Raw genomic sequence first — 26,292 nt, forward strand, 5'->3', positions numbered from 1 at the left:
CGGCCACGTCGGGTCAGCTGTTGGCCCGACCGGCGCACCCGGCCCACGCTTCATGAGGCAATGACCCCCCGGTTCACATTGTTCCGGGGATTTTCGTGTGCATACTGGCATCCAACGATGGAATTGCTCGATGACCACCCTTTCAAATACGTCAAAGCTGATACGCGCGCCTGGTCTGATCGCCACTGACATGGACGGTGAGACGGTCATGATGGACATGGAGACAGGCGCCTACTTCGGCTTGTCCGGTGTCGGCGGCCGCGTCTGGGACCTGTTGGCGGACCCGCACAGTCCGTCAGAACTGACCAAGGTTCTCGTCTCGGAATTCGATGTCGATCCGGAAACCTGCCGCGCCGACCTGCAGCAATTCCTCGAGAGCCTGATCGAGAATGACCTTGTCCGCCTCGTCTGAGTCCGGGCTGGCGCGGCGCAAGCTGCTCGCGTTCTTCGGCCAATCCCTGTTCGTCAAGGCATGGTTTGTGCCGGTCTGGCTGTGCTTGGGCCTGGCACGGGCTGCAATCTGCCTGACGTCGTTCCGCCGCATCGCTCCCCGCCTGGGCCGGGACGCCGGTCTCGACCCCTGGGTGCCGCTAGCAAGTAACCGCACCGAGGCGCGCGCGCTGGAAATCAGCCGCGTGGTCCGAATGGCCGCGCGCTACACGCCCTGGACCTCGGATTGCTACCCGCAGGCGATTGTCGCCCGCGGGCTTATGGGTCTCTACGGTGTGCCCTACATGCTTTTCTTCGGGCTACGACATGGACGCAGCGGGCAAATGGAGGCCCATGCCTGGATCACCTGCGGGCGCATTCCGGTGACCGGCGGCGCGGCATTCGATCGCTTTACAGTCGTGCGCCAATTCAAGGCGCCCGCTCTGCACTGGCCCGCACGATGACCGCGCCGGCGCTCTTGCCCTGGCAGGTGGGTGCGCTGGCCGCCGGCCGTTTCGATGCCTCGGCGTTGACCGACGACACGGCCCGGGCATTGATCCTGCACAGGTTGGCCATCGCGGTCGCCGATCAACTACCCGGTTCGACCCCCGAAACCACCGCAACGCGGCTGATACTGGAGCGCCGGAAACGGGCCGTCATGACCATGATGCAGGTCGTTGCCGCCCTGCGCCGACTTTCCGCCGCGCTGGAAGCCGCCGAAGTGCGCCACCTTGTCATCAAGGGCCCGGCACTTGCGGTGCAGACCACAGGACACTGGCAAGGACGGCCAGCGACAGATATCGACCTCCTGATTGCCCCGCGGGATGCGGGGCGCGCGCATCTGGCACTGACCGCGGACGGGTTCGCGCGTCGCGACGGACGGACGACCGCACCGACCGCCTCCTATCGCTGGTGCCAATGCGAACTGGTCTACACAGGGCCGACGGCAGTGCCACTTGACCTGCATTGGCGGATGGACACGGCAGCGGGACTCTGTGACCTGCCTTTTGATACGCTGTGGGGCCGCCGCTATTCCGTCGAGATCGCGGGGGACACCGTGCAGACGCTTGACCCGGTCGATGCGCTGCTGTTCACCGCAATGCATGGAAACAAGTCGGGCTGGAATCGCTGGGGAATGATCCTGGACGCGCACCGGCAATGGGACGCGCTGTCTGCCGCCCAGCGCGATACGGCCTTGGCCCGAGCAGACCTGGCCGGTTGCGCCCGCCCGCTGGCCTTGATGCTGGCGCTGATGGTCGAGACATCGGACCCGTCGTGCCCGCCGCGGCCCACCCCTGAGACCGCTGGACTCTGGCGCCCCCGGGCGCGCACCCTGCTGTCACGCACGGCCGAAGCCACGGCACCATCCCAAAGCATTCCGTCAGCGATCGGCCGCCTGCTGGACGGGTTGAGAATGGCGCCCGGGCCCCTGACCGCCGCCGGCGGACTGCTGCGCGGCGCATTGCGGCCCATGATCCAGCCCACCGCCTATCGCGCGCATATCATGGCGGCGGTCCGCCACCGGCCCAAGGCCCATGTTACGGATCGCGGGCGGGGCTTGTGAATGGCGGTCGGATGCCATAGCGATTGTTGCGCGGCGGGCGATGCCATATCCTGTGTTAACCGTGCCAGTCGCGGCCCCATTGAGACCCGTTTCGAGGAACCCTCACCGATGCGAGACTGTCCTGCCGCGCCCCATCGCCAGATCTTCGGAAAGCCGTCTGTATATGCCTCATGCGGGCAGGAGCTTGAGTCATGACAAACAGCATTCTGACAGTCTGCACGGGAAATATCTGCCGTTCTCCGGTCGCCGAAGCGGCCCTGCGGATGCACCTGCCCGAGCTCGACATCGCCTCGGCCGGTCTGGCAGCACTGGTTGGGCGCGACATCGACGCCGACAGCGCGACGGCCGCAAGGGATCAAGGCATCGCGTTGCTCCCGCACAGTGCCCGGCAATTCAATGCCGACATCGGGCGTGTGGCCGACATCATCCTGGTCATGGAGACCCATCATCGGCAGGAAATCGCGGCCCGCTGGCCGCAGTTCCTTGGCAAGACTTTCCTGCTGGGGCATTTCGACGGCGCACAGGAAGTGCCCGACCCCTACCGCCAGGCCATGGGAATGCATGAGCACGCGGTCGAGATCATCGCCCGGTGCAGCGCCGCCTGGGCCAAACAACTGGAACTGATGCGCTCATGAATCCGACGGCAAGCCAGACGATGCCCGATGACGATGAAGGCAGCGAAATCCAGATTGCGGACCTGGCCACCCAGATCATCGCGCGCAAGTGGATTGTGGTTGCAACGGGCCTCATCGGGCTATTCGTCGGCACCCTGATGGGTCAGTTGCCCCCGGACGAGTATCGGGCCAGCGCGCTTGTGCATATCGAGCGACGCTCGCAGGGGTTGGAACTGCCAGAGATACTTGTGGGACGCGGCTTCGGGAACTCCGGGGGCAATCGCATGGCGACGGAAAGCCATATCATTCGTTCGCGCTTTACCCTCGCTCCGGTTGCCGATCAATTGAATCTCGACTGGCGGATCGAGCCGAACCGGTTCCCGGTGATTGGCCATATGGCCGAGCGGCGGGCCTGGCCGCAGATTCCGGATTGGATCCTGCCGAGCTATACGCGCTATGGCGACAGCGTGACACTGGACCTTCTGGAGGTGGATGACCCGCTGATCAACCGCAGAGCCAGGATCGTTGTAACAGGCGAAGACACCTTCGATGTCAGCATTCGCGACCGCGAACCGGTCACCGGCAAGGTTGGTGAACTGATCGAGCTTGTGCCGGGGTTCCGGTTTCGCCTGTCGGAACTCGATGCCACGCCCGGTCGGGAATATACGCTCTGGCGCAGCAACGAACTGGCCTCGGTCGGGCGGGCGCGTGGGGGTTTGCGCATCAGCGAACGCTCGCCGACGAACAGCGGCATCGTGGATTTCACCTACACGGGTCCCGATGGAGACCAGACCATCGAGATCGTCAACGCCGTGGTCGAATCCTATCGGAGTCAGAATCTCAACCGCCGGGCCGCCGAGATCGACCAGAGCATCGCTTTCATCGATGAGCAGCTTCCCGAGATCCGCGCTCAAACAGCCGAAGCGGCCGAAGCTCTCAGCGAATTCCGCCAACAGACGCAAGCGAGCAATCTGACCACTCAATCGCAGCAATTGCTGGACCGGATCGTGGGCATCGAGGCCGAGCTCGAGGAACTGCGGTACCGCGAAGAGCAGCTTGCGCAGCGTTTGACGGAAAACCACCCTGACTATCGAGACCTGCTGGACCGGAAGGCGCGGCTGGAAGAGCGTCTGGAGGAAATGCGCCAGCAGGCCACCAAGCTTCCGCCGCTGGAACAAGAGCTTCTGACCCTTCAGCAGAACCTCGAGAGGTCCGTCGAGATAGAACGCCAGTTGACCAGCCGCGCGGAACAGCTCAACATCACGCGGGCAAGCGCGGTCAGCAACATCAACATCCTGGAACGGGCAGAGCGCGCGCGGCACATCGGCCCCGAACGGCGCAACCCGATGTTCGCCGGGCTTTTCGTGGGGCTGATCGTTGGCGTGCTCGGCATCTTCGCGCTGAATTTCCTGCGGCGCGGTATCGACGACAGCCGCGCGATCGAGGACTTGGGCCTGCCCCTTTTTGCCACGATCAACCGTGTTGAGGGTTTGCGTTCCGGAAAGGACGAGACGGAACTCTACCCACTCGCGCGCACCCGACCCAATGACATCGTGGTCGAAGCCCTGCGCGGCTTGCGAACCGGCCTTCAGTTCTCTCTTGCCACTGCCCCACAGAAATCCTTGATGGTCACCTCCCCGGCGCCAAGCATCGGTAAATCGTTCATCTCGTTGAACCTTGCTTTGGTCTCGGCGCAGGCCGGTAGCCGCGTACTCCTGATCGACGCGGACATGCGCAAGGGCAAATTGCGCAAGCAATTCGATCTGCCGCGCAAGCATGCCGGCCTGTCGGATTTGTTGTCAGGCCGCGCCGAGATCGACAAGGTTCTGGTGTCCGATCCCGAGATCAGCCTTGATTTCATCGCGTCGGGCAGCTACCCGCCCAATCCCGCTGACCTTCTGACTGCGGACACCTTCCGCAAACTGTTGGATGAAGCGGCCAAGGAATACGATATCATCATCGTCGATTGCCCGCCGGTTCTTGCGGTTACCGATCCCGGCATCATCGGCCAGATGACCGGCATGTCGTTGCTGGTGGTCAAGCACCTGGAAACCACGAAGGCCGAGATCCAGTCGTCGCAGAAAATCCTCGCCAACAGCGGTGTGCAACTGTCTGGCGCAATTCTGAACCAGTTTGACGCCTCGGCCAGCCGCTATGGTCACTACGGCCACAAGTACGGTTATTACGGCGGCTACAAGTATCACTACAACTGATCGCCTTGCGAGGGAATCGTCTACCATGTCACGACGTGTCTTCATAACCGGCACCGCCGGGTTTATCGGGTTTCACCTTGCGCGGGTGTTGCTGGACGAGGGGTTCACCGTGCACGGATATGACGGGATGACGGACTATTACGACGTCCGGCTCAAGCACGCGCGCCACGAGATGCTCAAGAAATACACGGGTTTCACCGCAATCGAAGCGATGCTGGAGGACCAGGCCGCGCTTGATGCGGCAATTGATGCCTGCGATCCGCAGGAAATCGTGCACCTGGCCGCGCAGGCCGGCGTGCGCTACAGCCTCGAGAATCCCCGCGCCTACATCGATGCCAACATCGTCGGCACCTTCAACGTGATGGAGGCCGCACGCCGCCACGAGGTCGCCCATTTGCTGATGGCCTCGACCAGCTCGGTCTACGGGGCCAATGTCGAGATGCCCTTCACCGAGACCGAGAAAGCCGACACGCAGCTGACGATCTACGCCGCGACAAAGAAGGCAAACGAGAGCATGGCGCATTCTTATGCCCACCTGTGGAACCTGCCCACGACCATGTTCCGCTTCTTCACGGTCTACGGTCCTTGGGGACGCCCTGACCTGGCGCTGTTCAAATTCACCGACGCAATTCTCGACGGGCGACCTATCGACATTTACAACCACGGGGATATGTATCGCGACTTCACCTATGTCGACGATCTGGTGCGCGGTATCCGGCTGTTGCTTGACGCAGTGCCCGAGCGGCCGAAGGATCGCGCGAGTGTTCCGATCGGTGACAGCCTGTCACCCGTGGCGCCCTGGCGCGTCGTCAATATCGGCAACTCGGACAAAGTGCGCCTGCTGGACTTCATCGATGCCATCGAAGCGGAATTGGGCATTCCCGCCCAACGCAACTACATGCCCATCCAGAAGGGCGATGTGCCCGCGACATGGGCCGATGCGAACCTTCTGCGTGACCTCACCGGCTATCGCCCGCAAACAGATTTCCGGGACGGCATCGCACACTTCGTGACCTGGTTTCGCGACTACTACGGCAAATAGGCGGCTACGGCTGGCCCACTTGCGCCGACATGGGGTCACGGTAGGATGCTGACGCGCCGTGATCGCGGTGAGGAGTAGCAAGGCAAGGGTCATAAGATGCCGCGCGCACGGACATTCGGCCGGTGGAGCCGGCCCTCCTTGGCGCTATGGGGCGTACTCGTGGCATTCCCAAGCGGGGCAGCGGCAGATTTCACCGTTTGCAACGACAGCTTCGACGTCCTGAACCTTGCAATAGCGCACGATCCTGGCAACGGTTTCGTGAGCGAGGGGTGGTGGACCATCGCGCCGAACCGCTGTGTCGCCGTCATAAGAGAACGCATCCAAAATCGCTATGTGTATGTCCACGCGACGGATGTCTTCAACCAGCCGGTTCTGGAAGGCGGCGCCGACTTCTGTATCGACGAGGGCCGTTTTCGGATCGCCGGGCCCGAAGACTGCTGGGCCCGTGGCCACATCGCGGCCCCGTTCGCGGAGGTGGACATGGGCCAGTCGGAAAACTGGACCCTGATCCTGAACCTGTCAGGCAGATTGCCGGCTGACGCTTCGCGCCCCTGATGACAAAAAGAAAAGGGCCCCATCACGGAGGTGAAAGGGCCCTTGATCTGTCTTCGTTCAGGATCAGAACTGCAGGCGCATCTGCCCGGTGATCCCGGCGCCGCTCACGTCCTCGCCGAAGCGGTAATCGGCCCGGACCGAGTAGTTGACCTGGCGCACTTGGCCCGGTGTGGCGCTGAGGACGCGAATATAGTTGCCGCCCACGCTGAGCTCGCCGAAGTCACCAACCTCGGAGGTTGTAAGGGTTTCTGTTGCGATCCCGTCCGACGTCGAGAATGTGCTGTCCCGGCTGCCGCTGCCGTCCATGTAATATGTCGCCGTCACGAAAGTGTTCGTGGCCGATTGGGCGGCGGCGTTGACATTGGTCCGACTCAGCGTGGTGCCCACGAAACCGGTCTTGCTCGTATGATCCTCGAAGTCGAGCCGGCCCAGCGTCGCGCCGAGAGGGTTCTCGAAAAGAAGGGTTCCTGTCGAGGTGCGAGTGACATTGAAGCCCACCGTCGGCAGCAGGGCCAAGCCGTTGCTGTCAAGATCGTAACGGTAGGTCAGGCTGCCGCTGATCGAGTTGCTGTCGGTCGCCACATCTTCATCACGGATATCAAGGTCCGGATTGTCGAAGGTGTAGTTCGAATTCGCGTGACGCAACTGGAGTTCACCCGACCAGTTATCCTTCGACGCGGCGATATAGCCCCCGAAGAAGTACTGGTCGAATTCACCGGTCGTGATCAAGCCGGAGGCTTCCTCGGCAAAGTGGCCTTGGTTGGCGCCGATAAGCAAGCCGGCGGAGACATCCCAGCCCCCGTTGAATGCCTCGAAGCAGCCGTAGTCGATGCCGCCCTGGACACCGCCGAAGTCAAGCTGGCCGCTGGAGGTGGTGGACAGGCCACCACCGGTCACGCTGCTGGATTCGGTCTCGGCACGGCCCCCGGTGACGCGCGCCCAGTTGCCGGTGCTGCAATTGCCCGGCGTGTCGAAGGCGATCCCGCTCACGTAAGCTCCGCTGGGGCGGTTGACCGTGTTGGTCACCAGGCTCTGCACCGACGACATGGAGGCGGCAACGCTGCCGAGCGCCGGGTTCAGGTTGCCATAGATATTGACCTGCTCGGTCGACGGATTGTTTGGATCCGTTTCCTGGACGAGGCTGTAAAGGACAAGTCCGCTCGGGCCTTGCGGCAGGTCGCCGTTCATGTCCGAGGTCAGGCCAGCTCCGAAGCTGTCTGCTTCGGCGACAGTCACGCCATTCTGCTGCAGTGTGTAAATCGCATTCGTGCGGATTGAGTCGACCGAAACGGTCAAGGTTCCTTCGAGATCGTCATCGACAGTCAGGACGTCCGCGAAGCCGGCGTTCGTGCTCGTAAGGTCGACGTCGATGTTCAGGGTATTGGTGCCATCGACCGTGCCCTGAACAGTCATGCTGTCCCCGGCCGCGTCGTTTTCCATGTCGAAGGTGCTTCCGGCAGACCCGGTCACGCCGCCACCACCGAGAATTACCGAAGTCGACCCCGCGGTGCCACTCCCCAGCCCGATGGTGCCGCTGTTCACCATCGACCCGTCGTAAGCCAGCGAAAGGCCGTCGGCCACCTCGATACGTCCGCTGTTCGTGAAGGTGCCGCCCGAACTCGTCAGGTCGCCACCCTCGACGTAAAGCGCGCCGCCGTTCGTGAAGTCGCCGGTCTGCGTCAGCGCCCCGGTGGTCGTGAATCCGCTGCCGCCGTTCGTCGTGACGGCCCCGTTGATCGTGCCCTCGGCATTGGTCATGCCGCCATTGGTCGTGACGGTGCCAACGATCGACCCGTCCGTGTTGAACTCCCCACCATTCACAACGACGGGACCCGTGATCGTCCCCGAGCTATTCACGACGCCGCCGTTCTGGCCACCGTTCAGCGTGACGCCGCCAATGAGGAAGCCGCCCGAAGAGAGGTTAATGGTACCAAGCCCGACAGTCGTACCGTTGAAGACGATACCCGTCGACGTGACATCCGCCGTGGCACCGTTGCCGACGCTCAGCCCGTCGAAGATATCGCCACTGTTGGTCAGGCTGCCTGCCCCATGAGTGACAGTACCATCGACCGACCCGGTCGACCCGATGTTCACGGTCACCGTCGCGTTACCGCCGGTGGTAACAACGTCACCGCCAATATCACCGTCATTTGTCAGGGTGCCGCGGTTGACGGTCGCGGTGCCGGTAAGCTCGCCGCCGTCGTCGATGGTCACGGTGGGAGCAAGGCCGCTCATGTTCACGTCGCCATCAACTATGCCGCCGGAGTTCACATCCAGCGTCGCGGTGCCGCTCACGAACGTCGTATCGGCGCTCAAGGTGCCATCGACCGTGACCGGCACACTATCTCCGGCCCCGAAAGTCGTCGCCACGATCTCGCCGCCGGCGTCAATTTGCACGGTGGCCTGCTGGTCGGACGTCAAGGTGATGACGTTGAGGATGCCGGTGGAGCCGATCGTCATCGCGCCGCTGGAATGTTGCCCCGAATTGAAAAGCGGGCTTGCGCCACCATCGATCAGGATGTCAGCGCCGGCGTCGACGGTGACGTCATCGCCCGCAACGGGCGGGGCTGGCGTCCAGTTGCCGGGGTTGCCCGCGTCATCATCAATGGCACCGGTCCATTGCTGCGCCTGTGCCACGCCGGCCAAACCAAGCGCGGCAAGCATCGCCACGGCGGTCGTCGACCGGAAAAGGCCGCCGCGCGACGGACGGCTGTTCTTGCGCGCCAAAGTCGGGGTGTTACGAAATTGGATCATGTCTGCCCTCTGAATAATCGGCCCATTAATACCATATCGCGTGCCGGTCGGGCCTGAACTGCGAACGACGACGTCGTCAAGATGTGATGCTGGACGGACATTACGCGCAAATCGTCTGTTGCCTCAACCAAAGTTTTTGCATCGAGGCGCACTCCCCGTCGCTGGCCTGTGACACAGATGCACGTTGTGACCCATTAGCAACAAATCGCCACCTGTTGGCCCCCGGCGCGACCGGTCCGCCACACCGGCGCACGCCACCTGCATGCTTCAGGCTTTGCCCCGAGCCCTGGAATTGGTCATACTGAGACAGGCGGGCGTGGATGGCCATGGACGTCAACCTGCCGAATCGAGTTTCGATTGACCGGATCAGAATTTTCAGCAGAGATTGTCCAGATGATATCCCAGAAAAACCGGCTTGGCGTATTCCATCCGCCCGACAATACGGATACCGGGCCAACAACCGGGCTGGCTCTGATGCGATTTACAGGGCACGAGGCCGTCAACGACCTCTTCGAATTCGAGGTCGAGTGCCTCAGTTCGACCGCGGGTATCGATTTCGACGCGCTCCTTGGACGCAATGCCTCGGTTCGGCTCGGCACGACCGACCCCGCCCACCCGGAACGCTACTTCGACGGCCTGCTGACCGAGGCGCGCTGGCTTGGCCCGGTCGAGGGCGGTCACGGCTACACGCTGACCCTTCGGCCCTGGATCTGGGTGCTGGGGCTGCGGCAGAACCAGCGGATTTTCCACAACATGACCGCGCCCGACATCCTTGCCGCGATTTTTGGCGAATACGGCTTCGATCACGTGTCGAACCTTCAAAGCACCTATCCTGAGATGGAATACACCGTGCAATTCCAGGAAACGGACCTGGAGTTCGCGCAACGGCTGATGTCGATGTATGCCATCAGCTATCATTTCCGCCACGAGTTGCACGGCCATACGCTCGTGCTCTTCGACGAGACCGAGTCGCTGCCCGACGTTCCCGGCCAGTCCCGCCCCTACCGGGTGACAGACCGGCAGTACCGTTTCCCCGGAGAGCACCTGCACGACTGGGTATCGGGGCGCCAGATGACGACCGGGCGCGTGACGATGACGGACTACAACTTCACGGCGCCGACTGCCGCGATGCTGACCGAACGGAGCATCGGGTCGGGTTACGAGAACGGTGACGTTGAATCCTTCGTTTTTCCCGGTCGCTATCCGGACAAGCTCGCAGGCGACACCCTGGCGCAGACTCGCGCGAACCAGGCAAACAGGGACGACATGCTGCACTCGGCCGCGGGCGATTGCGCCGGGCTTATGGCCGGCATGCGGGTAACCATCACTGACCACCCTGAAACCATGATCAATGACAAGACCTACGTCGCGCTGTCGTGTGAACACAGCTACGTCACTGAGGGCTATCGCACGGGCGGCGGCGCCCCCGCCGAGGAGTCGAGCTACGAGGGGAAATATCGTTTCCGCCTGGCCGACAAACCCGTGGTCCCAGCCGCCGCCCCGGTAGCCCCACGCGTTCAGGGACCGCAAACCGCCATCGTGACGGGCAACGGCGAGATCGACTGCGACCACTATGGCCGCATCCTGGTCCGCTTCCACTGGGACCGCGAGGGCGCCAATTCCATGCGCTGCCGGGTCGCGCAGATCTGGGCCGGCAATGGGTGGGGCGGGCTGGCCGTCCCGCGTGTCGGCATGGAGGTCGTCGTCGAGTTCATTGACGGGGACCCGGCGCGTCCGCTCGTCGTCGGCTGTGTCTACAACGCAGACAACATGCCGCCATTCGATGTCAATGATGGCGGCAAGACCATGGGCATGAGAAGCAACTCGACCCCCAACGGCGGGGGCTACAACGAGATCGCCTTCGACGACACCGCGGGCGAGGAAGAGATGCGCCTGCATGCGCAATACGACCTCAACGCCGAGATCCTCAACGACCAGACTTGGCATGTTTTCAACGACCAGACCACGAACATCGACAACGACAGCAAAACCGAGATCGGAAACGACGAGACCCAGACTGTCGGCAACAATCGCGAAGCCTCCGTGGGTACGAACGACAGCCTCGAAGTGGGCGACAACCTGACGGTAACCGCGGGGTCGAAGATCACGCTGAAGGTCGGCATGAGCTCGATCACGATGGATTCCAGTTCCATCACGCTCAAGGCGCCCACGGTCGAGGTCAAGGCAACGCAACAATTCAAGTCGAGTTCCGGGATCACCTCGGAACACAAGGCGGGCGGGACCATGGTCATCAAGGGCACCCTGGTGCAGATCAACTAGCTATGTGCAGGCAATGCAGGCAGGACAGACGTCATCCAGAAACCCCCGGCAGGGGGGCCAGGCTCATGCCATGCAGCAGAGGCTCGACTCCATGACGCAGTCGCTTCAGACCCTGCGCTGTCTCACGGCGCCCGAACTCTTCGCGATCCTGCCCGAGATGGCCGAGGACATGGACGGTCGCCCGCAGACGGACGAGGGCGTGATGGACTTTGCCAGGCGCCTTCTGGACGGCCCGACACCGGAAGAGGCCGTGACCTGCGCCTCGCAGATGTTCGCCCGGCGCGTGGCGATCTGGTGGGGGCACGAATGCCTGCGCCATGTGGGCGACCACCTGGATCAGAACGACCTTCAGATGATGGAACAGGCCGCGGCCTGGGTGGCGGACCCCGAAGAGAGCCTGCGCGCTGCTATCCTGGAGCGGGCGGCGGGGCAGGAACCGCGCACCCCGGGTGTCTGGCTCGCGCTGGCGACGGGATGGGCCGGTGGTTCGGTCGCACCGGCTGACAGCGCCCCGGTTCCGCCGCCGCGTTTCCTGCCCGGTCGCGGGGTGAACGCGGCGGTGCTCACAGCGCTGGCCCGGGTGCCGCAGACCCGGCGCAAGTCCACCCTGGACGACTTCCTGGCCATGGCACGGGACCTTGCGGCCCCAGATCTGGACTGACAGAACATAGCGGATGAACAGCGGCGCGCCCCGCATAGGGGCCCGGGCGCGCGGAAGAGATCGAGACCATGGCGCAACAGACGCTTCACCTGCGGATAACCAACATGACGAGCCTGCCGGACGGCGGCCCGCTTGAGGCGACCGCGGCCCCCGGCGAGATCCTGGAGATCGGCCGCGATAGCGGCATAGGCTGGAGCCTGCCCGACCCTCGCCGCTTCATCTCGGGACGCCACCTCGAAGTTCGCTACGAGAACGGCGGCTGGTGGCTCTACGACATCTCGACCAACGGGACCTTCGTCAACGGCGCTTCATCGCGCGTCAAGAGCCCCCATTCGCTGCAATCGGGGGATCGCCTGCAGGTGGGACATTACAGTGTCGAGGTTACCCTGGACGCGACCGCGGATGGCGAGACCCCGGCAATCGGATCGGCGGCGCCACAGGCGGGCACCCCCCCACCCGCGGACATCTGGGGCGCCTCGTCCGGCGGCGTGCAGGTCTCAGAGCCTCAAGCGTCGCCGCCGCCGCAACAGCCGCCCGCGGACATCTGGGGCACCGGGTCATCGGGCGGTGGTGTGGCGGGCGGCCCGGCCCAGCGTCCCCGCCCCTCTGTTCAGCCGCTGCCTGGCGGCGCCGGTGGGTCGATGCCGCCCGGACCTCAGCCGGGCCCAGCGCCCACGCCGAACCCTGCGCCGCACCCCGCGCCACCCTCTGGCGAGGGAAGAGCCGCGCCCTTTGCCCAGCAGCAGGCCGGGCCGCAGCCGCAACAACAGCCCTCTACGGACGCCGTCCTGGCCCAGATTGCCGCGGCCGCGGGCTTGCCCGAGGGCAGCCTCTCGCAGGGCAACCCGATGGAGACCGCCACCGAGATCGGACGCGCGTTGAATGCCCTGAGCGAGGAACTCTCCAGCCTTCTACAGGCCCGCGCGGTGGCGCGGCGCTCGGTTCGGTCGGGCCAGGTGACGATGATCGGGCGCGAGGACAACAACCCGCTCAAGTTCATGCCCGCCGCCGACCAGGCGCTCAGCGCCATGTTCGGCCCGCCGCGCCCCGGCTTTCAGCGCGGCGGCGAGGCCATCCGCGCCGCCTTTGCCGATATCAAGCGCCACCAGTATGCCACCCACGCGGCGATCCAGCCCGCGCTTGCACGTCTGCTCGACGACCTGGCGCCCGAGACCATCGAGGCCCGCATCAAGAAATCCGGCATCCTGCAGAATCGCCGCGCCCGCGCCTGGGAAACCTTCGTCGAACGCTGGGACGCCAAGGCCCAGGCCCACGATAATGGCATGCTTGATGTCTTCCTCGCCTACTTCGCCGAAGCCTACGACGACGAGAACAACCGGTAGACCGACAGACAAACAGGTCCGGGGCAAACGCCGGCCGGGCGCCCCCGGCGTTTGCCAAACCCGATTTCCGTGTTAGCAATTTACCATTGATGTGCGGATTTCCACGGAGGCCCCGGATGCGCTCTCTCTCGACCCGATCCCTGATAACGGCCTGTCTGCTGGCCCTGAGCCAGGTCCTGCCCGCCCCGCTGGCAGCACAATCGGCAGGCAATTTTGAGCTGGAACTCAACAACACCGAGTCGGTAGAGGGCGGATGCCGCCTAACCTTCGTCGCCAAGAACGCCACCGGAACAGCGCTTGAGCAGGCGGCCTACGATGTGGCCGTCTTTGACGATACCGGCGCGGTGTCGGATCGGCTTATCCTCGAATTCGGGCGGTTGCCGCAGGACAAGACGCGCGTCGTGCAATTCCTGCTCGACCGGGATTGCGGCCGGGTCTCCCGCTTGTTGCTCAACGGCGCCGAACAATGCACGCCCGAGACCGGCGGCGAGTCGCGGATCTGCATGGACGCGCTGGCGCCCGGTTCGCGCACGGACGTGCAATTCGGAAGCTGAGGGCCGGTGCCGGCCCCGCTGGCGCGCCCCTGAAAATGGAACGGTCCCGACATGCCCCGATTCCCGATCGAGGAGATCAGCGCGCTCGCCTGGGGGGTCCTCGGCGCCCTTGCGCTGCTGTCCGTCTTCGCCGCCACCGTGGTGCTGATCAAGCTGATGCAATTCCGTCGCGCCGGCCTCGGCGATGACAGCATATCGCGCACCGCCGCCGGTCAGTGGTGCGCGGGCGAGCGCGCCGCGGCACTGGCGGCCGTGCGGGAGGCCCGCGGCCCCCGCGCGGCTTTGCTCCGCGATCTTTTCGAGACGCTGACCGCATACCCCGGCAGGCGCGCACTTGCCCAGGCCAGGGGCACGCAGCGCGCGCTCGAGGACCTTTCGCATCTTGGACAGAACATGCGCGGGCTGGAGGCGGTGGTCCAATCGGCGCCGATGCTGGGGCTGCTGGGTACCGTGCTTGGCATGATCGAGGCCTTCGGCCGCCTTTCTCAGAGTGCCGGTGCGGCAGATCCCGCAGAGCTGGCCGGCGGGATCTGGACCGCCCTGATCACGACAGCCCTGGGTCTCGCGATAGCGATCCTGTTCTACTTTTTCTCCCTGTGGCTGGAATCGCGGATCGCGCGGGAACGCGAGGCGCTGGACAGCCTGCTGGCGCAGGTTCTTGGTAACGAGGATCAGGCCGCGCCGGGGCAAGCGCCGGCAAGCGGCGCCCAGACCATGGTCGGCGGCCCGGACCACGTCCGATGACGGCTTCAGTGGGTGATCTGGCAAGCCCGGTGGGAACGGGCGTTCTGCCGCCCCCAGTTGACCGCAAGCGCAGCGCTTTCGCGCTGACGCCCTTGGCCGATATCATGTTCCAGCTTCTGATCTTCTTCATGCTGTCCAGCAGCCTGGCGCCTTATGCTCTGCTGCCCATGAGCGGCCCGGCCACCACGGGGTCCGAAACCGCGACACGAACCAACGTGGCCAATACGGCGACCGCTCAGGTGATCTGGCACCTTGAACGGGGCCGCCTGCGGGCCGGGGACAACAGGATCGATCTGGCTCAGCTTCCTGCTGCGCTCGCGCGGTTGCGGGGTGACGGGATCGAGGACATCGTGGTCTTCGTCACCGAAAGTGCCCGTGCCCAGGACCTCGCCGACCTGATGGAACCTGTGCGACGGGCCGGTTTCGCACGGCTGCAATTGATCGGGCGTTGATCGATGGCCGCTTTCCTGCCGTCAGCGAAACCCCGCTTCAGGCCTGATTTTTCCTTGGCCACGGTGAATATTGTCCTTTTGCTGCTGCTCTATTTTCTGGTTGCGGGTGACCCGGCCGAGATCGAGGAACGCGCGATCACGCCGCCGACGGTGCAGGACCTGCCGCTCGACGGTTTGCCTCGACCTCTGGTGACAATGCGCCCGGGGGGCGGTTTGGCGCTGAACGGGGTGCCCATCAGTCCTGATGCACTGCGCGGTCGCATCACTTCGGACGAGTTTTCGCGTGTGCATATTCTGGCCGGGCAGGATCACCCGGCGCAGGCCGTGCTGGCGCTCTCCGGCATCCTGTCCGCGGCGGGGGCCGAGGTACAGATGGTCACCCTGCGCCAAGAAAGCAGGTCCGGTACAGGGCGCGGCGGATCATGACCGCCGACGCCTCCCAGGCACAGGGCGCGGCAAGCTGGATTCTGGCTGCAGGCCTGTCACTGTCGCTGCATATGGCTGCCGCGACCCTGCTTGTCGTCGGGCTGCCGGGGGCACCCGAAACGCCCTCGTCACCCGGCACCGGCATCATCGTGCGCAACATGGCGCCCGAGGTCGGCACACGGGCCGCGGCCGCCACACGTCCGGCCGCCGAATCTGCAACCAGACGTCAGGCCGGGTCGGAACCTGCTGAACGGGTCGCCCCCCAAGCCCCGGCGGATAGTGTGACTGACACCGCTGAACCGAGGACACGGCAAGATGGCGTTACAGAGCGACCGGACCAGACACGCTTGTCAGCACAGGCACCCAGGCGCGTGGGAAGCAGCACCGGCGGCGGCCTGCGGCCGGACCCAGTCTCTGCGGGCACCGTCGCATCCCTCGCCGCATCCGTCGCGACCGCAAACGGGCCAATCGCGCGCATTCCGGCCGGGGCTGGCGCTCCGGTGCTGGCCCAGCGCACCGCTCCGTCCCAAAGGCCCGATCCGGCGCCGGCGCAAGTGCTGGAGCCCGCGCAGGTCCCGACAGAGGATGTGGGCAAGACACAAGACCCCGCGCAACTGACCCATGCCAGGGCGGCTTCCGTCGGTACGGCACCGGTCACTACGGCCCCTGACACCACTGCGGCTGGTCGGACTGGCGCCATCGCCCCTGCCCGGCGGGCCCCAGAAACCACGCGTCCGACCGCTGCCCTTCCGGCCACGGGGCCTGCCCCGTCGCGCAGGGTCACGCCACAGAGACAGGCGCGTGCCGAAACCCCTCCGCACCAGGCGACCGCGCCATCCACTGCCACGGACCGGGTTGCGCAGGTCCCGCGTGAGGGCCTGCCAACCGAAACCACCGCACCGCAGAACCGGGTCACCACCGCGGTGCGCGAGACAACGACGCCTGACCGTCGCACGCGTACACCACCGCAGGAAACCGAAGACCCGGCAACGCGGGCCACTCGCGACGGGCCGAACCGGCGCCTGTCAGACCGAAGTGCCGCGCCCTTGGACGAGCCCGCCGCTGCGGGCCGCACCCCGGCCGAGCGGGCCTTCGCACGCGCGATTGGAACGGCGCGCGCGATCTTCGCGGTTCCCTGCCGGTTGATCCGGCCCGAACGCGGACCAGAAGGCCAGCGGCAGATCGCGCTCTACAGCCCCGAGCCCGACGACCTCGCCCGGCTGAGCGCGCGATTGGATCAGGCGACAGCACCCCCGCCCGGCATTGTGCAGCACTCCACGACGCGCGCCCAGTGCGCCGCGCTTGACTATGTGCGCGACATGGCCGACGACCCCTTCACGGGTGTCGATCTTCACCTGCAACATGCCTCTGTCGGGGCGGACCGTCCTTTGGCAGGTTCGGTGCTGCACCCACTAGGGCAGGGCATCGGCCTGTTCCTGTTAGATCCAGCCGGCCGCGTTTACGACCTTGCGGACTTCGTGGAGACAACCCCCGGATTCAGCCGCTTCTCGGTGCCGCTGCGCCGCAAGGGGGGCGCTATGGATGGTGCTTTGCTGCTCCTGGCGATCGCGTCCCCCGGCCTGGAAAAGCTGCAGGTCAGGGCACGCGAGACCCCGCGAGCGACAAGCTTCTTCGCGGCGGCACGGCGGATCAATGGAAACGTGGACCTTTCCATGGCGGGCATCGTCCTGGACTAGCGCCGTAACCGCTAGACCGGGGTACCGTCGTCGCGCAGATATCCGAAACGCCGCATGAGGGGCGCGTGGGCGGTGACGATACGGTCTACCTGTTGGTCCGTCAGATGGGCGCGCCAGGCACCGCTGCGACCCTCGCGAAAGAAACGCTGCGACCGCGCCGGACGTTCGCGAAACCCTTTCTCGGCTTCCTGGCGGGCCAGGGTGTCGAAATTGCTGAAGCCGATCGCCTTGGAGATCCGCTCGGGGTCGGCCGACAGCCCGAGGAAGCGCGCGGCACCGGCAAAGGCGTTTTCCGCGTCGTCTGTCATGTCCTCGTAGCGCAGCACGTGACAGGCAAGGCCCGTCGCGTCCACCCAGCTTGTGACATGATCGCTCCAGGTGCCGATGCGCTGGCGAACCTGCGGCCGTATGCCCCTGTTGGCCTTCGAAAGTGCATGCCCCGGGTTATTCATGCCCGTAATCGCGGTATCGATGTCGGTTCCGTTGTGACTGGCCATGGAAACCACCACGTCCAACGGGTTGCGCAGCAGGTAGACCGCGCCCCGGGTGCCCTGCGGGCCCAACAGCGGCCGCCCGTCAGGCAGGATCTGCCAGGCGTCGTGGGTCTTGCGGTATTCCGCCTCCATGCCGGTGCCCGCCGTCCAGTCGTAGACCCCGGGGCGCAGCAGATCGACCTCTTCTTCGGTCAGGTCGGCGGTGTCGAAGCCCAGAACCTCGTCGAGCCATTCGCGACTGCTTGCAATGTGGCCGGTATGAAGGCTGTTGATGTCGACAGGCCTCTCACCGTCCTCGAGCAGGTTGCTCAGAAAGGTCCGAAACCACGTGTTCCCCGATTTCGGGTAGGATGCCAGCCAGTAGATCCCGCCCCCGGTGACATCCCTCCCGGTCACCATCAGCCATTGTCCCGCATGTCCGCCAGCAGCCGGTCGACAAGCGCATCGACCCGCGCCGCCTGTTCCGGTCCGGCGACGTCGGGCCGTGTCACACGTGCCAGGTGCACCTGTCCGGCCAGCGCCCCGCAGCGTTCAAGGTGCACGGGACCCAGCTTCATCCCCTGAAGATAGCGCACCCGGTACGTGTTGTTGCGCAACGGCCCGAAGCGGGCCATCCCGTGGATCGGAACGATCCGGACGTCCTCCAGCGTCACATCCTGTCCGAGAATGTAGATCCAGCGTATCGGCGCCGGTGCCGATACGGCCCTGTCATCCTCTGCGAGCGGCATGTTGAACTTGGCCATATCCGGGCGGATGCGGCGCAGTCCCGCAGTCTCGATTCCCAGCCACTCGGCCGCGTCCTGCCAGAGCTTGATGCGCGGCAGCCCCGGCAGAGCGGCAGCATTGGCATCAACGGGTACGACATCGTCGGCCAGAACCGGGTAACCGCGCCGGGCAAAGGCCGCCGCGAGCGTCGACTTGCCAGCACCGGAGGCACCCACGCAGATCATGCAGCGGCCGTCGATCTTGATGGCGTTACCGTGCAGCACGAGATGACCACGCTGGAACAGAAGGGCCCCGAAGGCCGAGCCCAGCAAGAAGAGACGTACGCTCTCGGCGTCGACTCCCGGCGCGGGATCCACCCGAATTTCTGTGCCCTGCGCGACCTCGAACCGGGCAACACGCGGGATCTCTAGGATGAAGCGCTCCGGGCTGACCCAGAGCTGTGGGCCGACGCGGGCCGCCTCGCCCAGGGTATCAGGGTCGACCGCATCATATCTGACCGTCACGTCCGGCATGGCGCCGGGCCCCGCCGAGAAGAGTTCGGGCAAGACGATGTCGCTTTGCAGGGTCAGGCCGAAGACTGTGTAGCTGTTGCTCATCAAAAAGGCATTCCCGGGCAAGGTCGGACGGACTGGAAAGGGCAGTGGCACGGGCGGGCGCAAGATGCCCCGTCGCCGTGCCGGTGGCAAGCCTTCAGCGGATCAGGCGCTCCGTGCGCAGATAACCAATGTCCGGCGCGATCCATTGCCGTGATTTCCAGATCACCCCGTCACCACCCCGCCAGTAGGTATTCGTGAACTCCAACCCGTCCGCGCGACATGTCTCGGCAAGGCGCGTAACCTCGTGGCGCGTCCCGACGATGGTGATGGTCTCGGACCCGCGCCCGGCCAAGCGGCATTGATACTCGCGGATCTGCGGACGGTTCTCGCCATCCAGGTAGCTGTGACGCAGCACGTGGCTCGGCGCCGCAGCGCGGTCTGCCAGCAGGGCACGGGTGCCGTCGGTTTCAGCCGTCATCAGGTCAGGGCCCAGGCCACGGGTCGCCGTCAGCACGCCCGCAGCGAAAGAGAGCGAGACATTATCCGGGGTCTGCCATGTAAGCACGTCACCATTGCGCCCGGAAAGGCCCAGCAGGGCGGCGGTGCCCATCTGCGGCACGCTGGCGTAGAGAGTCGGCTGACCCCGCTCCTCAAGCGCCGCGCGCGTCAGGCCGGTCCTGGGATCGGACGCCTGGGCGCCCTGCCCCGGCAGCGCGATTTGCCCGCAACCCGCCAGCGCCAGCCCGAGCACGGTCATAAGACCTGCCGCACGTATTCCTGTCCTCATCGCCAGAACCGCCCCCATCCATCTTGCAGCTCGGGCGCCTGAAGCGGCCGCACCCGGTCGTAGAGCCGCCCCTCGACTTGAAGCCGGGCGCCGCCATCACGCGTAACCGGACGCAATGTCGCGGTATAATCGTCGCGGGTGGGCTGCCCCGTAATCCAGGAAATGGGGATCGTGATCCGGATGCCCTTGTCGAAGGAGCCTTCACCGAACTCTTCGAATGGCACATCCGTCAGCGTGGCAAAGGCGCCGACACGCCAGCCATTCTCGAACTCTCGGTCCAGCGACAGTGTGGCACCCCAGTCACCGGCAAGGTAGCGCCCAGCGTCGACCTGCCCATGATACCCGCCGCCCATGTCCCAGTATGCTGAGACATGCCCGGTGGCGACATCGTAGTCTTGGAAACCCAGAAGCTGGTCGTAGTCCCGTTGACGGGCGTAATTCGCCTCGACCCCCAGGGCAAAGCGACTGTTTACCGGTTTCCACAGCAACTCCGCGGAAACGCCGCCGAACATTGGCTCAAGGTAGCCCGCCGTGACCCGCCCGTAAAAATTGGTCCCGGGCTTGAAATAGTAGGCGCCTGTCAGGTTAGTGATCGCCGGGTCGCCTTGCCGGTCATAAATGTTGAAGTCGCTGCGCACGTGCGGCAACCCCGAAGTCGAGGGGCGGCTCGATTGATCCAGGTTCCCCAGGACCTTCTTGCGCATAGCCCCCGAGAACTCCAGCCCGCGTGCGGGGCGGAAGCGGGCCGAGACCTCGACCCCGGCATCTGCGCGCACTGGATCGTCTGGGTCGAAGAGGCTTGGCGTCACGTAGGGCGCGACGCCCCATTCGAAGGAGGGATAGCGCCCCTCGAATGCTGGCGTCCTGCTTGAGGCCGGACGGATGTCGGCCCGTTCGAGAATCCGGGCACTGTTACGCAGCTCGTGTTCCAAGGCCTCCAGATCGCCCCGCGCGATCTCAACCTCCGAGGCGGCCATGCCCGCGCTCACAGGGACGATCACGAAGCGTTCGATCTCGGCGGGCATCAGGCCAGTCAAGCTGCGCGCGGCGCGGCCCACCGCCTGCGCTGCCCTGGGGTAAGTGGTGTTCTCGATCTCGAGTCGCACCATGTCACCCTCCAGGTGCAAGGCATGTAGGCCAATACCCTGCCCTTCCAGCGCCCGCGCGACATCGCGGCGCAGGCCGGACTGTGTATCAACAGTCTGGGGCCAGTCGAGACCCCCCACCCTGCCGCCGTCCCGCGGCACCACCGGTGGCGGTGCCGAATCGCGGCCCGAGGCTTGCGGCGGGTTCTTGGGGTCGAGGGCCATGGAGACCTGCACCCCGACCTCGGTTCCATAGAGATAATGCGCCGAGAGGGAAACACCGGGCCTAATCCGGTAGGTCGCACCCCAATTGAACGGGCTTTCCCGGTCAAAGGCCGAGGGCGACTCGTTGGGGTTCGCGTCCGAGGAATACTCGGCTGTCAGGGTAAGACGGTCGCTCGCTTGCCATTCGACACCCCCGAAAAGTGCGGCGTCGCCGCGGAACCAGTTCTCGGGGTTCACCTCGCCGCCGAAGGGCTTGTCGATCGTGCCACGCTCTCGGAAACCGTCGCCAAAGAACGCCAGGGGGTTTTCGAACCCGCTGACCCCGGCCAGGCGCCCCCAGCCGATGCCACCGGTCACGCGCAGGCTGTCGCCCAGCGTCTTGCTCGCCACGACATATTCGGACGCATAGATACCGGTCCCCAGAAAATCGTTCAGCCCAATGGCCACAGCCGGACGCCGGGCGGTCTCGTCGAGAACACGGTATTGGAGGGAAAAACTGCGGTCGAATCGACTGTCCACCACCGGGCCGCCGGGACCCGGGCGAATGTCCTCGAGCCTGGAATAGCGAAAGCTGGCCGACAGGCGCGGCAGCATCTGGAAGGTCAGCGTGTTGCGCCACTGCCCGGCGAAATAGCTGGAGGTATAGGCCAGTTCCCCGTCTGGCCGACCATGCGCCGACGGCATGTCGATCAGGCCGGGATAGCCATAGGTGTTATAGCCGGTGACGAAATCCGTTTCGGCCTCAGCCGCACTCCATACCCCAAAGGACAGCGCCAGTCCCGCCCCGATCACTTTGATCCGTCCGCTTGTCATGTATCCCGTCACCATGTTGAATTCTGTAACCTGTTCGGGCCGTTTCTGGCAGGGCAAAAACGACGGCCGGCAGTGCGTGGGATCGACCGTTGTTATCGCGCCACTGTCCGCGCGGGCACCCCACGTGATGCAACAAGGTCCCAGAAACCCGAATATTCGCTTGCCGGGGTCTTGGATCGCGCGGCGGTGCGTCCTAGGGTGGCGCAACCCTGTCCGGGCGGGCTTTCCTGCCAAGGCAGGATGGGGGATGGTTACGGTTCGCAACAGCAGAAGACTCCGGTTCAACATGAAATTCGTATCATTCCTGCTTGGCTGCCTTCTGCTCCTGTCCGGATGCGGCGAGCACATGCAGTTTCCCGTATCGAGCAGCGCGCAAGAGAAACTGCCGGAAAACCTCAAGGTGATCCGCGTCACACCCGAGAACATCAATGAGACCGTGGCGCAATACTATGCACCGCGGCAAGATTACGGTGGGTCGCCACCGCCGAACCCGGGACGCTACACATATCGTATCGGCACCGGCGACCAGTTGCGAATCCAGGTCTGGACGACGCCTGAACGCACCTCAAACGGCGCTGAACAGTCCATCCAACCGGACGAGGGACCGGTCGTCGATGAGACTGGCGCCTTCTTCTACCCTTTCGTTGGCGAGGTTGACGCCCGCAACCGCACGGTGCGCGAGATTCGTTCTGAGCTGACGGAGAGGTTGCAAGACTACCTCAAGGATCCGCAGGTTGAGGTTGCGGTGGACAACTTCCGTGCCCATCATGTCATGGTTACTGGCGACGTTGGCAGCCGCGGCCCCACCACCCTGACCAATGTGCCGCTGCATCTTGTCGACCTTCTCAACGCATCGGGTACGAGTAACGCCGCTGACCTGTCCCGCGTGAAGCTGCGCCGCGGTGGGGTTGAATATCTCGTCAACGCCCAGCTCTTCCTGCAAGAAGGTGATCCGCGTCATAACCCCGTGCTTCTTCCGGGCGATGCGGTACATGTACCCAAGTTGGTGAACAACGACGTTTATATCTTCGGCGAGATCGCAACCTCTGCCATGCCGCTGGGGACCGAGGAGAAGTCCCTGACCGAGCTCCTGGCCGAGGTTGGTGGCATCAGCCGCCAGCGCGCGAACGCGCGTGGTGTCTTCGTGTTCCGCAGCACGGACGAGGTGCATGATGAGATTGACGCGGTCTTCCAGTTCGATCTGACCGATGCCTCGGCCCTGATCATGATGAAATCCTTCCCGATCATGGCGCAGGACATTGTCTTCGTAACAAAGGACCCTGTCACACGCTGGACCGATACCGTTGGCCGCGTCCTGGCACCGGCGACCGGCTTCCTGCAAGTCCGCGGGGTCGCGAACCAGATCGCGGAAGAGAGCTGATGCAGCCCCCTTCCGTCTGCGGTCCCCTCCGGAACGGACGGAGGGGTGCGCTCATCATGGTCCGTCCTATCTTCCAGCGGTGTGGCAAGGTGGCAGGGGCGTCGTCGGATCTGGTTGCTACCCGACCGCGTCAGCCAGGGACCACCACTTGATGCCGACCATAATCTGCGATGCGCAGCGCCTCGCCTTCATCCATATTCCCAAGACGGCCGGGACGACCATCAGCCGACAGCTCAAGACGGCCCTGCCGCATGATCCCGACTTCGCCGAAGGCTGGACAGCCCACCCTGAACTGGGGGACTTCTACAACGATCACAGGACATTAAGGCAGATCTCTCTGACCGCGCCGGATACATTGGAAAAAATCCGAGACTTCGACGCGATCGCGGTGTGCCGCGAGCCGCTTTCTCGCTTCCAGTCTGCGCTTGGGCAGTATCTCAGAAACACCTCAGGCGAGGCCCTGGCCAGCCTCTCGCAGTCCGATCTTGCCGCCTTGGTCGACAGCATTCTCGCCAAATTGCGTGTTGAAGACCTTGACGGCCTGCCGATGACGTTCTTCCGGCGCCAGTCTGACTTCATATTTCATGACGGCAAACAACTGATCGATCACCTTTTCGACTTCCGCGACCTGGGGTCCCTGTCCGCATTCCTGGAATCGAGGTTCGAGGTCTCGTTGGACACCGGCACCACCTTTCGTGCCGCAAACAACCACGCCTGGAAGCAGCGCACCAATCGGCCCCTTGTCCGGCTGGTCAAACCCTTGGCGAAACGCGTGCTGCCCGATCCAGTGATCGCCCGGTTCCGGAACCGATCCGTCGCGCAATTCAAGAAAGCAGGCGATCAGCGCTTCGATCGCGTCCTCGACGCGGCGCAGCGGCGCAACTTTCTGATCGACTACTACGAAGAGGATTTCGAGATCTGCAAACGGCTTGAACCGACCGCGGTTTCCTGAAAAACGATCCAGCAGAGCATTCTGCGCGGTCAACGCGATATCGCCATGTCGAGGTTTTCGGCCATCCGACGGCGCGCAATCCGATTGGCCCGTGTATTTCAAGCAGTGAGCATCCGGAGCATTCTTATGAGAGAGACCTACGGGACATGGCGGCGAGCCTGGCTTCTCCTTACACCGCTTGAACGCCGAAAGGCCCTGCGTGTGCTGGCAGTCATCATCGTCGCCTCGCTGTCTTCGGCCGTGACGGTCGTCTCGATCCTGCCTTTCCTGACAGTTCTCGCTGATCCGAGCCAGATTCAGCAGGTCGCCTTTCTCAGGTTCACCTACGAGGCTTTGGGTTTTACCTCGGACTACAGTTTCCTGATCGCCGTGGGGGTAGGGTCGCTTGTGGTCATCATCCTGACCAACGCGTTGCAGGTGCTCAAGGTATACGCGATCACCAGTTTTTCCTTCACGCAGTCCTACCTGTTCAGCCACCGTCTGCTCGGTCGGTATCTTCGTCAGCCTTACGAGTTCTTCCTCGACAGCCATACCGGCGACATGAACAAGGGCATCTTGTCCGAGGCAGCGCAAATCGTGAACCAGTTCTATCGACCGTTGGCGGAACTGATCGCCGGTCTGCTTTCGACGATCGCGATCCTGACCGTCGTGATCTTGGTCAATCCGGTGGTCGCAGGCAGTGCGCTTCTGTTACTTGGCGGTATCTATGCAGTGATCTATGGCACCGCGCGCAAATTCATGCGGCGGATCGGCAAGGAGCGCGTGCGGCTCAACGCCCAACGCTACCGCATAACGGGGGAGGTTCTGGGTGGTATCAAGGACATAAAGCTGCTCGGCCACGAAGTGACCTATCTCGACCGGTTCGCCGAACCCGCGGCCGCGATAGCCAGACGCCAGACCCAGATGACCTTCATTTCCGGCCTGCCGCAATTCGCGGTCCAGTCAGTGGCCTTCGGTGGCATAATCCTCTTGTGCCTGCTGCTGGTTGAGCGCTCGGCGTACGAAACGGGCGCGCCACTGGGAGATCTTCTGCCGCTCGTCGGCGTTTTTGCCTTTGCCGGACAACGTATCCTTCCCGAGCTGGCCAAGATCTACAACACCTTCTCCAGGCTGCAGTATGGGCTTGGTGTCGTCGACAGCATCACCGAGGACTTCCAGCGTACGGCCAATGGACAACCGCTGCCCCGCACCCTGCCGCCCGGCATCGGTCTGCGCGACAGGCTTGAACTGGAGAATGTCAGCTACAGCTATCCCAATGCCGAAGGCGCCGGTTTGCACGATGTCTCGCTCAAGATTTTCCGGGGCGAACGGATAGGCATCGTCGGCAGCACCGGCGCCGGAAAGACGACACTCGCCGACATCGTGCTTGGCCTTCTGGCCCCGCAGCAGGGAGAGATGCGTGCAGACGGCACTCCGATTACCGCCGACAACCTGCGAGCCTGGCAGCAAAGCGTTGGCTACGTTCCCCAGGACATTTTCCTGACCGATTCAACCATCACACAGAACATCGCGCTCGGCGTGCCCCAATCCGACGTCGACCACGAAAGGGCCAGCCGCTGCGCCAAACTGGCGCAACTGCACGATTTTATCACCTCGGAACTGCCCGCGGGCTATGACACCACCGTCGGCGAACGCGGCGTGCGTCTCTCGGGCGGGCAGCGCCAAAGGATCGGCATCGCCCGGGCACTCTATCACGACGCTGATCTGATCGTCTTCGACGAGGCGACCAGCGCACTCGATAATCTGACCGAGCGCGACGTCATGGATGCCATCGCGGCGCTGCCAGGCGACAAGACCATAATGATGATCGCGCATCGCCTTAGCACGGTGCGCCAGTGCGACAGGATCGCGGTGCTGCACCATGGCCGGCTGTTGGGTCTGGGACCTTGGGACAGCCTTATTTCCGACAATCCCCATTTCCGCCGCATCGTCGAGGCCAGCGACGCTGCTTGACGCAGCGGCAAG

The 26,292-nt window shown here is 64.1% G+C and carries 23 protein-coding genes; 18 read left to right on the top strand and 5 right to left on the bottom strand.

Going from position 1 to position 26,292, the window contains the following annotated elements; all coding sequences use genetic code 11:
- Positions 1-130: 130 nt before the first annotated feature.
- The 7 genes from VJ897_RS08040 to VJ897_RS08070 all read left to right on the top strand — a co-directional run bounded on the left by VJ897_RS08040 (position 131) and on the right by VJ897_RS08070 (position 6,417).
- The gene (locus VJ897_RS08040) at positions 131-412 is read left to right on the top strand and encodes a lasso peptide biosynthesis PqqD family chaperone (RefSeq protein WP_324054906.1); all 282 of its coding nucleotides are present in this window, start codon (positions 131-133) and stop codon (positions 410-412) included.
- Complete coding sequence (locus tag VJ897_RS08045) at positions 390-893, top strand: lasso peptide biosynthesis B2 protein (RefSeq protein ID WP_324054908.1); 504 nt, start codon at positions 390-392, stop codon at positions 891-893. Before VJ897_RS08040 ends, VJ897_RS08045 begins: the two co-directional genes overlap by 23 nt.
- Positions 890-1,993: a nucleotidyltransferase family protein gene (locus VJ897_RS08050; protein WP_324054910.1), complete on the top strand. Its 1,104-nt coding sequence runs from the start codon at positions 890-892 to the stop codon at positions 1,991-1,993. Before VJ897_RS08045 ends, VJ897_RS08050 begins: the two co-directional genes overlap by 4 nt.
- Before the next feature lie 191 nt (positions 1,994-2,184).
- Positions 2,185-2,628 carry a low molecular weight protein-tyrosine-phosphatase gene (locus VJ897_RS08055; protein ID WP_324054912.1) on the top strand — a complete coding sequence of 148 codons (444 nt, stop codon included), beginning with the start codon at positions 2,185-2,187 and terminating at the stop codon, positions 2,626-2,628.
- Between the two features lie 20 nt (positions 2,629-2,648).
- Entirely contained in the window at positions 2,649-4,820 is a 2,172-nt protein-coding gene (locus VJ897_RS08060) for a polysaccharide biosynthesis tyrosine autokinase (protein WP_324054914.1), read from the top strand.
- A gap of 25 nt (positions 4,821-4,845) precedes the next feature.
- Positions 4,846-5,862 (top strand): SDR family NAD(P)-dependent oxidoreductase, encoded by a 1,017-nt coding sequence (locus VJ897_RS08065; RefSeq protein WP_324054916.1) that lies wholly within the window; start codon positions 4,846-4,848, stop codon positions 5,860-5,862.
- Between the two features lie 159 nt (positions 5,863-6,021).
- Positions 6,022-6,417, top strand: a complete 396-nt coding sequence (locus VJ897_RS08070; protein WP_324054918.1) for a DUF1036 domain-containing protein — start codon at positions 6,022-6,024, stop codon at positions 6,415-6,417.
- 63 nt (positions 6,418-6,480) lie between these two features.
- Here VJ897_RS08070 and VJ897_RS08075 read toward each other — a convergent pair whose 3' ends face one another.
- Positions 6,481-9,171, bottom strand: a complete 2,691-nt coding sequence (locus VJ897_RS08075) for a beta strand repeat-containing protein (RefSeq protein WP_324054920.1) — start codon at positions 9,169-9,171, stop codon at positions 6,481-6,483.
- Positions 9,172-9,564: 393 nt separating this feature from the next.
- On the opposite strand from VJ897_RS08075, the gene tssI reads away from it, so the two are divergent.
- From tssI to VJ897_RS08115, 8 genes are all read left to right on the top strand, one after another.
- Positions 9,565-11,451, top strand: a complete 1,887-nt coding sequence (gene tssI / locus VJ897_RS08080) for a type VI secretion system Vgr family protein (RefSeq protein WP_324054922.1) — start codon at positions 9,565-9,567, stop codon at positions 11,449-11,451.
- A gap of 91 nt (positions 11,452-11,542) precedes the next feature.
- Positions 11,543-12,112, top strand: coding sequence for a DUF6931 family protein (locus VJ897_RS08085; RefSeq protein WP_324054924.1), 570 nt, complete (start codon positions 11,543-11,545; stop codon positions 12,110-12,112).
- Positions 12,113-12,180: 68 nt separating this feature from the next.
- Positions 12,181-13,455 (top strand): type VI secretion system-associated FHA domain protein TagH, encoded by a 1,275-nt coding sequence (tagH, locus tag VJ897_RS08090; protein ID WP_324054926.1) that lies wholly within the window; start codon positions 12,181-12,183, stop codon positions 13,453-13,455.
- 116 nt (positions 13,456-13,571) lie between these two features.
- On the top strand, positions 13,572-14,009 hold the full coding sequence (locus tag VJ897_RS08095) for a hypothetical protein (RefSeq protein ID WP_324054928.1): 438 nt from the start codon (positions 13,572-13,574) through the stop codon (positions 14,007-14,009).
- Positions 14,010-14,060: 51 nt separating this feature from the next.
- Positions 14,061-14,753 carry a MotA/TolQ/ExbB proton channel family protein gene (locus tag VJ897_RS08100; RefSeq protein WP_324054930.1) on the top strand — a complete coding sequence of 231 codons (693 nt, stop codon included), beginning with the start codon at positions 14,061-14,063 and terminating at the stop codon, positions 14,751-14,753.
- Positions 14,750-15,205: an ExbD/TolR family protein gene (locus VJ897_RS08105; RefSeq protein WP_324054932.1), complete on the top strand. Its 456-nt coding sequence runs from the start codon at positions 14,750-14,752 to the stop codon at positions 15,203-15,205. Before VJ897_RS08100 ends, VJ897_RS08105 begins: the two co-directional genes overlap by 4 nt.
- A 63-nt stretch (positions 15,206-15,268) precedes the next feature.
- Positions 15,269-15,631, top strand: a complete 363-nt coding sequence (locus VJ897_RS08110) for a hypothetical protein (RefSeq protein WP_324054934.1) — start codon at positions 15,269-15,271, stop codon at positions 15,629-15,631.
- A gap of 1,046 nt (positions 15,632-16,677) precedes the next feature.
- Positions 16,678-17,328 (top strand): hypothetical protein, encoded by a 651-nt coding sequence (locus VJ897_RS08115; RefSeq protein WP_324054936.1) that lies wholly within the window; start codon positions 16,678-16,680, stop codon positions 17,326-17,328.
- A gap of 11 nt (positions 17,329-17,339) precedes the next feature.
- On the opposite strand, the gene VJ897_RS08120 is transcribed toward VJ897_RS08115, so the two are convergent.
- From VJ897_RS08120 to VJ897_RS08135, 4 genes are all read right to left on the bottom strand, one after another.
- Positions 17,340-18,221 carry a sulfotransferase domain-containing protein gene (locus VJ897_RS08120; protein WP_324054938.1) on the bottom strand — a complete coding sequence of 294 codons (882 nt, stop codon included), beginning with the start codon at positions 18,219-18,221 and terminating at the stop codon, positions 17,340-17,342.
- Positions 18,221-19,144, bottom strand: coding sequence for a hypothetical protein (locus VJ897_RS08125; protein ID WP_324054940.1), 924 nt, complete (start codon positions 19,142-19,144; stop codon positions 18,221-18,223). Before VJ897_RS08125 ends, VJ897_RS08120 begins: the two co-directional genes overlap by 1 nt.
- Before the next feature lie 94 nt (positions 19,145-19,238).
- Complete coding sequence (locus tag VJ897_RS08130) at positions 19,239-19,841, bottom strand: YjbF family lipoprotein (protein WP_324054941.1); 603 nt, start codon at positions 19,839-19,841, stop codon at positions 19,239-19,241.
- A gap of 26 nt (positions 19,842-19,867) precedes the next feature.
- Positions 19,868-22,009, bottom strand: a complete 2,142-nt coding sequence (locus tag VJ897_RS08135; protein ID WP_324054943.1) for a YjbH domain-containing protein — start codon at positions 22,007-22,009, stop codon at positions 19,868-19,870.
- Between the two features lie 271 nt (positions 22,010-22,280).
- On the opposite strand from VJ897_RS08135, the gene VJ897_RS08140 reads away from it, so the two are divergent.
- The 3 genes from VJ897_RS08140 (at position 22,281) to VJ897_RS08150 (ending at position 26,280) form a co-directional block, all read left to right on the top strand.
- Positions 22,281-23,375 (top strand): polysaccharide biosynthesis/export family protein, encoded by a 1,095-nt coding sequence (locus VJ897_RS08140; protein ID WP_324054945.1) that lies wholly within the window; start codon positions 22,281-22,283, stop codon positions 23,373-23,375.
- Positions 23,376-23,454: 79 nt separating this feature from the next.
- Positions 23,455-24,327 (top strand): sulfotransferase family protein, encoded by an 873-nt coding sequence (locus tag VJ897_RS08145; protein ID WP_324054946.1) that lies wholly within the window; start codon positions 23,455-23,457, stop codon positions 24,325-24,327.
- Positions 24,328-24,567: 240 nt separating this feature from the next.
- Entirely contained in the window at positions 24,568-26,280 is a 1,713-nt protein-coding gene (locus VJ897_RS08150) for an ABC transporter ATP-binding protein (RefSeq protein WP_324054948.1), read from the top strand.
- Positions 26,281-26,292 lie beyond the last annotated feature (12 nt).

The organism is Salibaculum sp., from assembly GCF_035270045.1.
Lineage (GTDB): Bacteria > Pseudomonadota > Alphaproteobacteria > Rhodobacterales > Rhodobacteraceae > Salibaculum.

What these genes read in the sequence shown, in the direction of transcription:
- tssI (WP_324054922.1), top strand. Translation starts at nt 9,565, where the DNA reads ATGATATCCCAGAAAAACCGGCTTGGCGTATTCCATCCGCCCGACAAT.
- VJ897_RS08135 (WP_324054943.1), bottom strand. Translation starts at nt 22,009, where the DNA reads ATGGTGACGGGATACATGACAAGCGGACGGATCAAAGTGATCGGGGCG.
- VJ897_RS08095 (WP_324054928.1), top strand. Translation starts at nt 13,572, where the DNA reads ATGCGCTCTCTCTCGACCCGATCCCTGATAACGGCCTGTCTGCTGGCC.
- VJ897_RS08040 (WP_324054906.1), top strand. Translation starts at nt 131, where the DNA reads ATGACCACCCTTTCAAATACGTCAAAGCTGATACGCGCGCCTGGTCTG.
- VJ897_RS08105 (WP_324054932.1), top strand. Translation starts at nt 14,750, where the DNA reads ATGACGGCTTCAGTGGGTGATCTGGCAAGCCCGGTGGGAACGGGCGTT.
- VJ897_RS08060 (WP_324054914.1), top strand. Translation starts at nt 2,649, where the DNA reads ATGCCCGATGACGATGAAGGCAGCGAAATCCAGATTGCGGACCTGGCC.
- VJ897_RS08065 (WP_324054916.1), top strand. Translation starts at nt 4,846, where the DNA reads ATGTCACGACGTGTCTTCATAACCGGCACCGCCGGGTTTATCGGGTTT.
- VJ897_RS08100 (WP_324054930.1), top strand. Translation starts at nt 14,061, where the DNA reads ATGCCCCGATTCCCGATCGAGGAGATCAGCGCGCTCGCCTGGGGGGTC.
- VJ897_RS08140 (WP_324054945.1), top strand. Translation starts at nt 22,281, where the DNA reads ATGAAATTCGTATCATTCCTGCTTGGCTGCCTTCTGCTCCTGTCCGGA.
- tagH (WP_324054926.1), top strand. Translation starts at nt 12,181, where the DNA reads ATGGCGCAACAGACGCTTCACCTGCGGATAACCAACATGACGAGCCTG.
- VJ897_RS08075 (WP_324054920.1), bottom strand. Translation starts at nt 9,171, where the DNA reads ATGATCCAATTTCGTAACACCCCGACTTTGGCGCGCAAGAACAGCCGT.
- VJ897_RS08055 (WP_324054912.1), top strand. Translation starts at nt 2,185, where the DNA reads ATGACAAACAGCATTCTGACAGTCTGCACGGGAAATATCTGCCGTTCT.
- VJ897_RS08050 (WP_324054910.1), top strand. Translation starts at nt 890, where the DNA reads ATGACCGCGCCGGCGCTCTTGCCCTGGCAGGTGGGTGCGCTGGCCGCC.
- VJ897_RS08085 (WP_324054924.1), top strand. Translation starts at nt 11,543, where the DNA reads ATGACGCAGTCGCTTCAGACCCTGCGCTGTCTCACGGCGCCCGAACTC.
- VJ897_RS08125 (WP_324054940.1), bottom strand. Translation starts at nt 19,144, where the DNA reads ATGAGCAACAGCTACACAGTCTTCGGCCTGACCCTGCAAAGCGACATC.
- VJ897_RS08045 (WP_324054908.1), top strand. Translation starts at nt 390, where the DNA reads ATGACCTTGTCCGCCTCGTCTGAGTCCGGGCTGGCGCGGCGCAAGCTG.
- VJ897_RS08130 (WP_324054941.1), bottom strand. Translation starts at nt 19,841, where the DNA reads ATGACCGTGCTCGGGCTGGCGCTGGCGGGTTGCGGGCAAATCGCGCTG.
- VJ897_RS08120 (WP_324054938.1), bottom strand. Translation starts at nt 18,221, where the DNA reads ATGGTGACCGGGAGGGATGTCACCGGGGGCGGGATCTACTGGCTGGCA.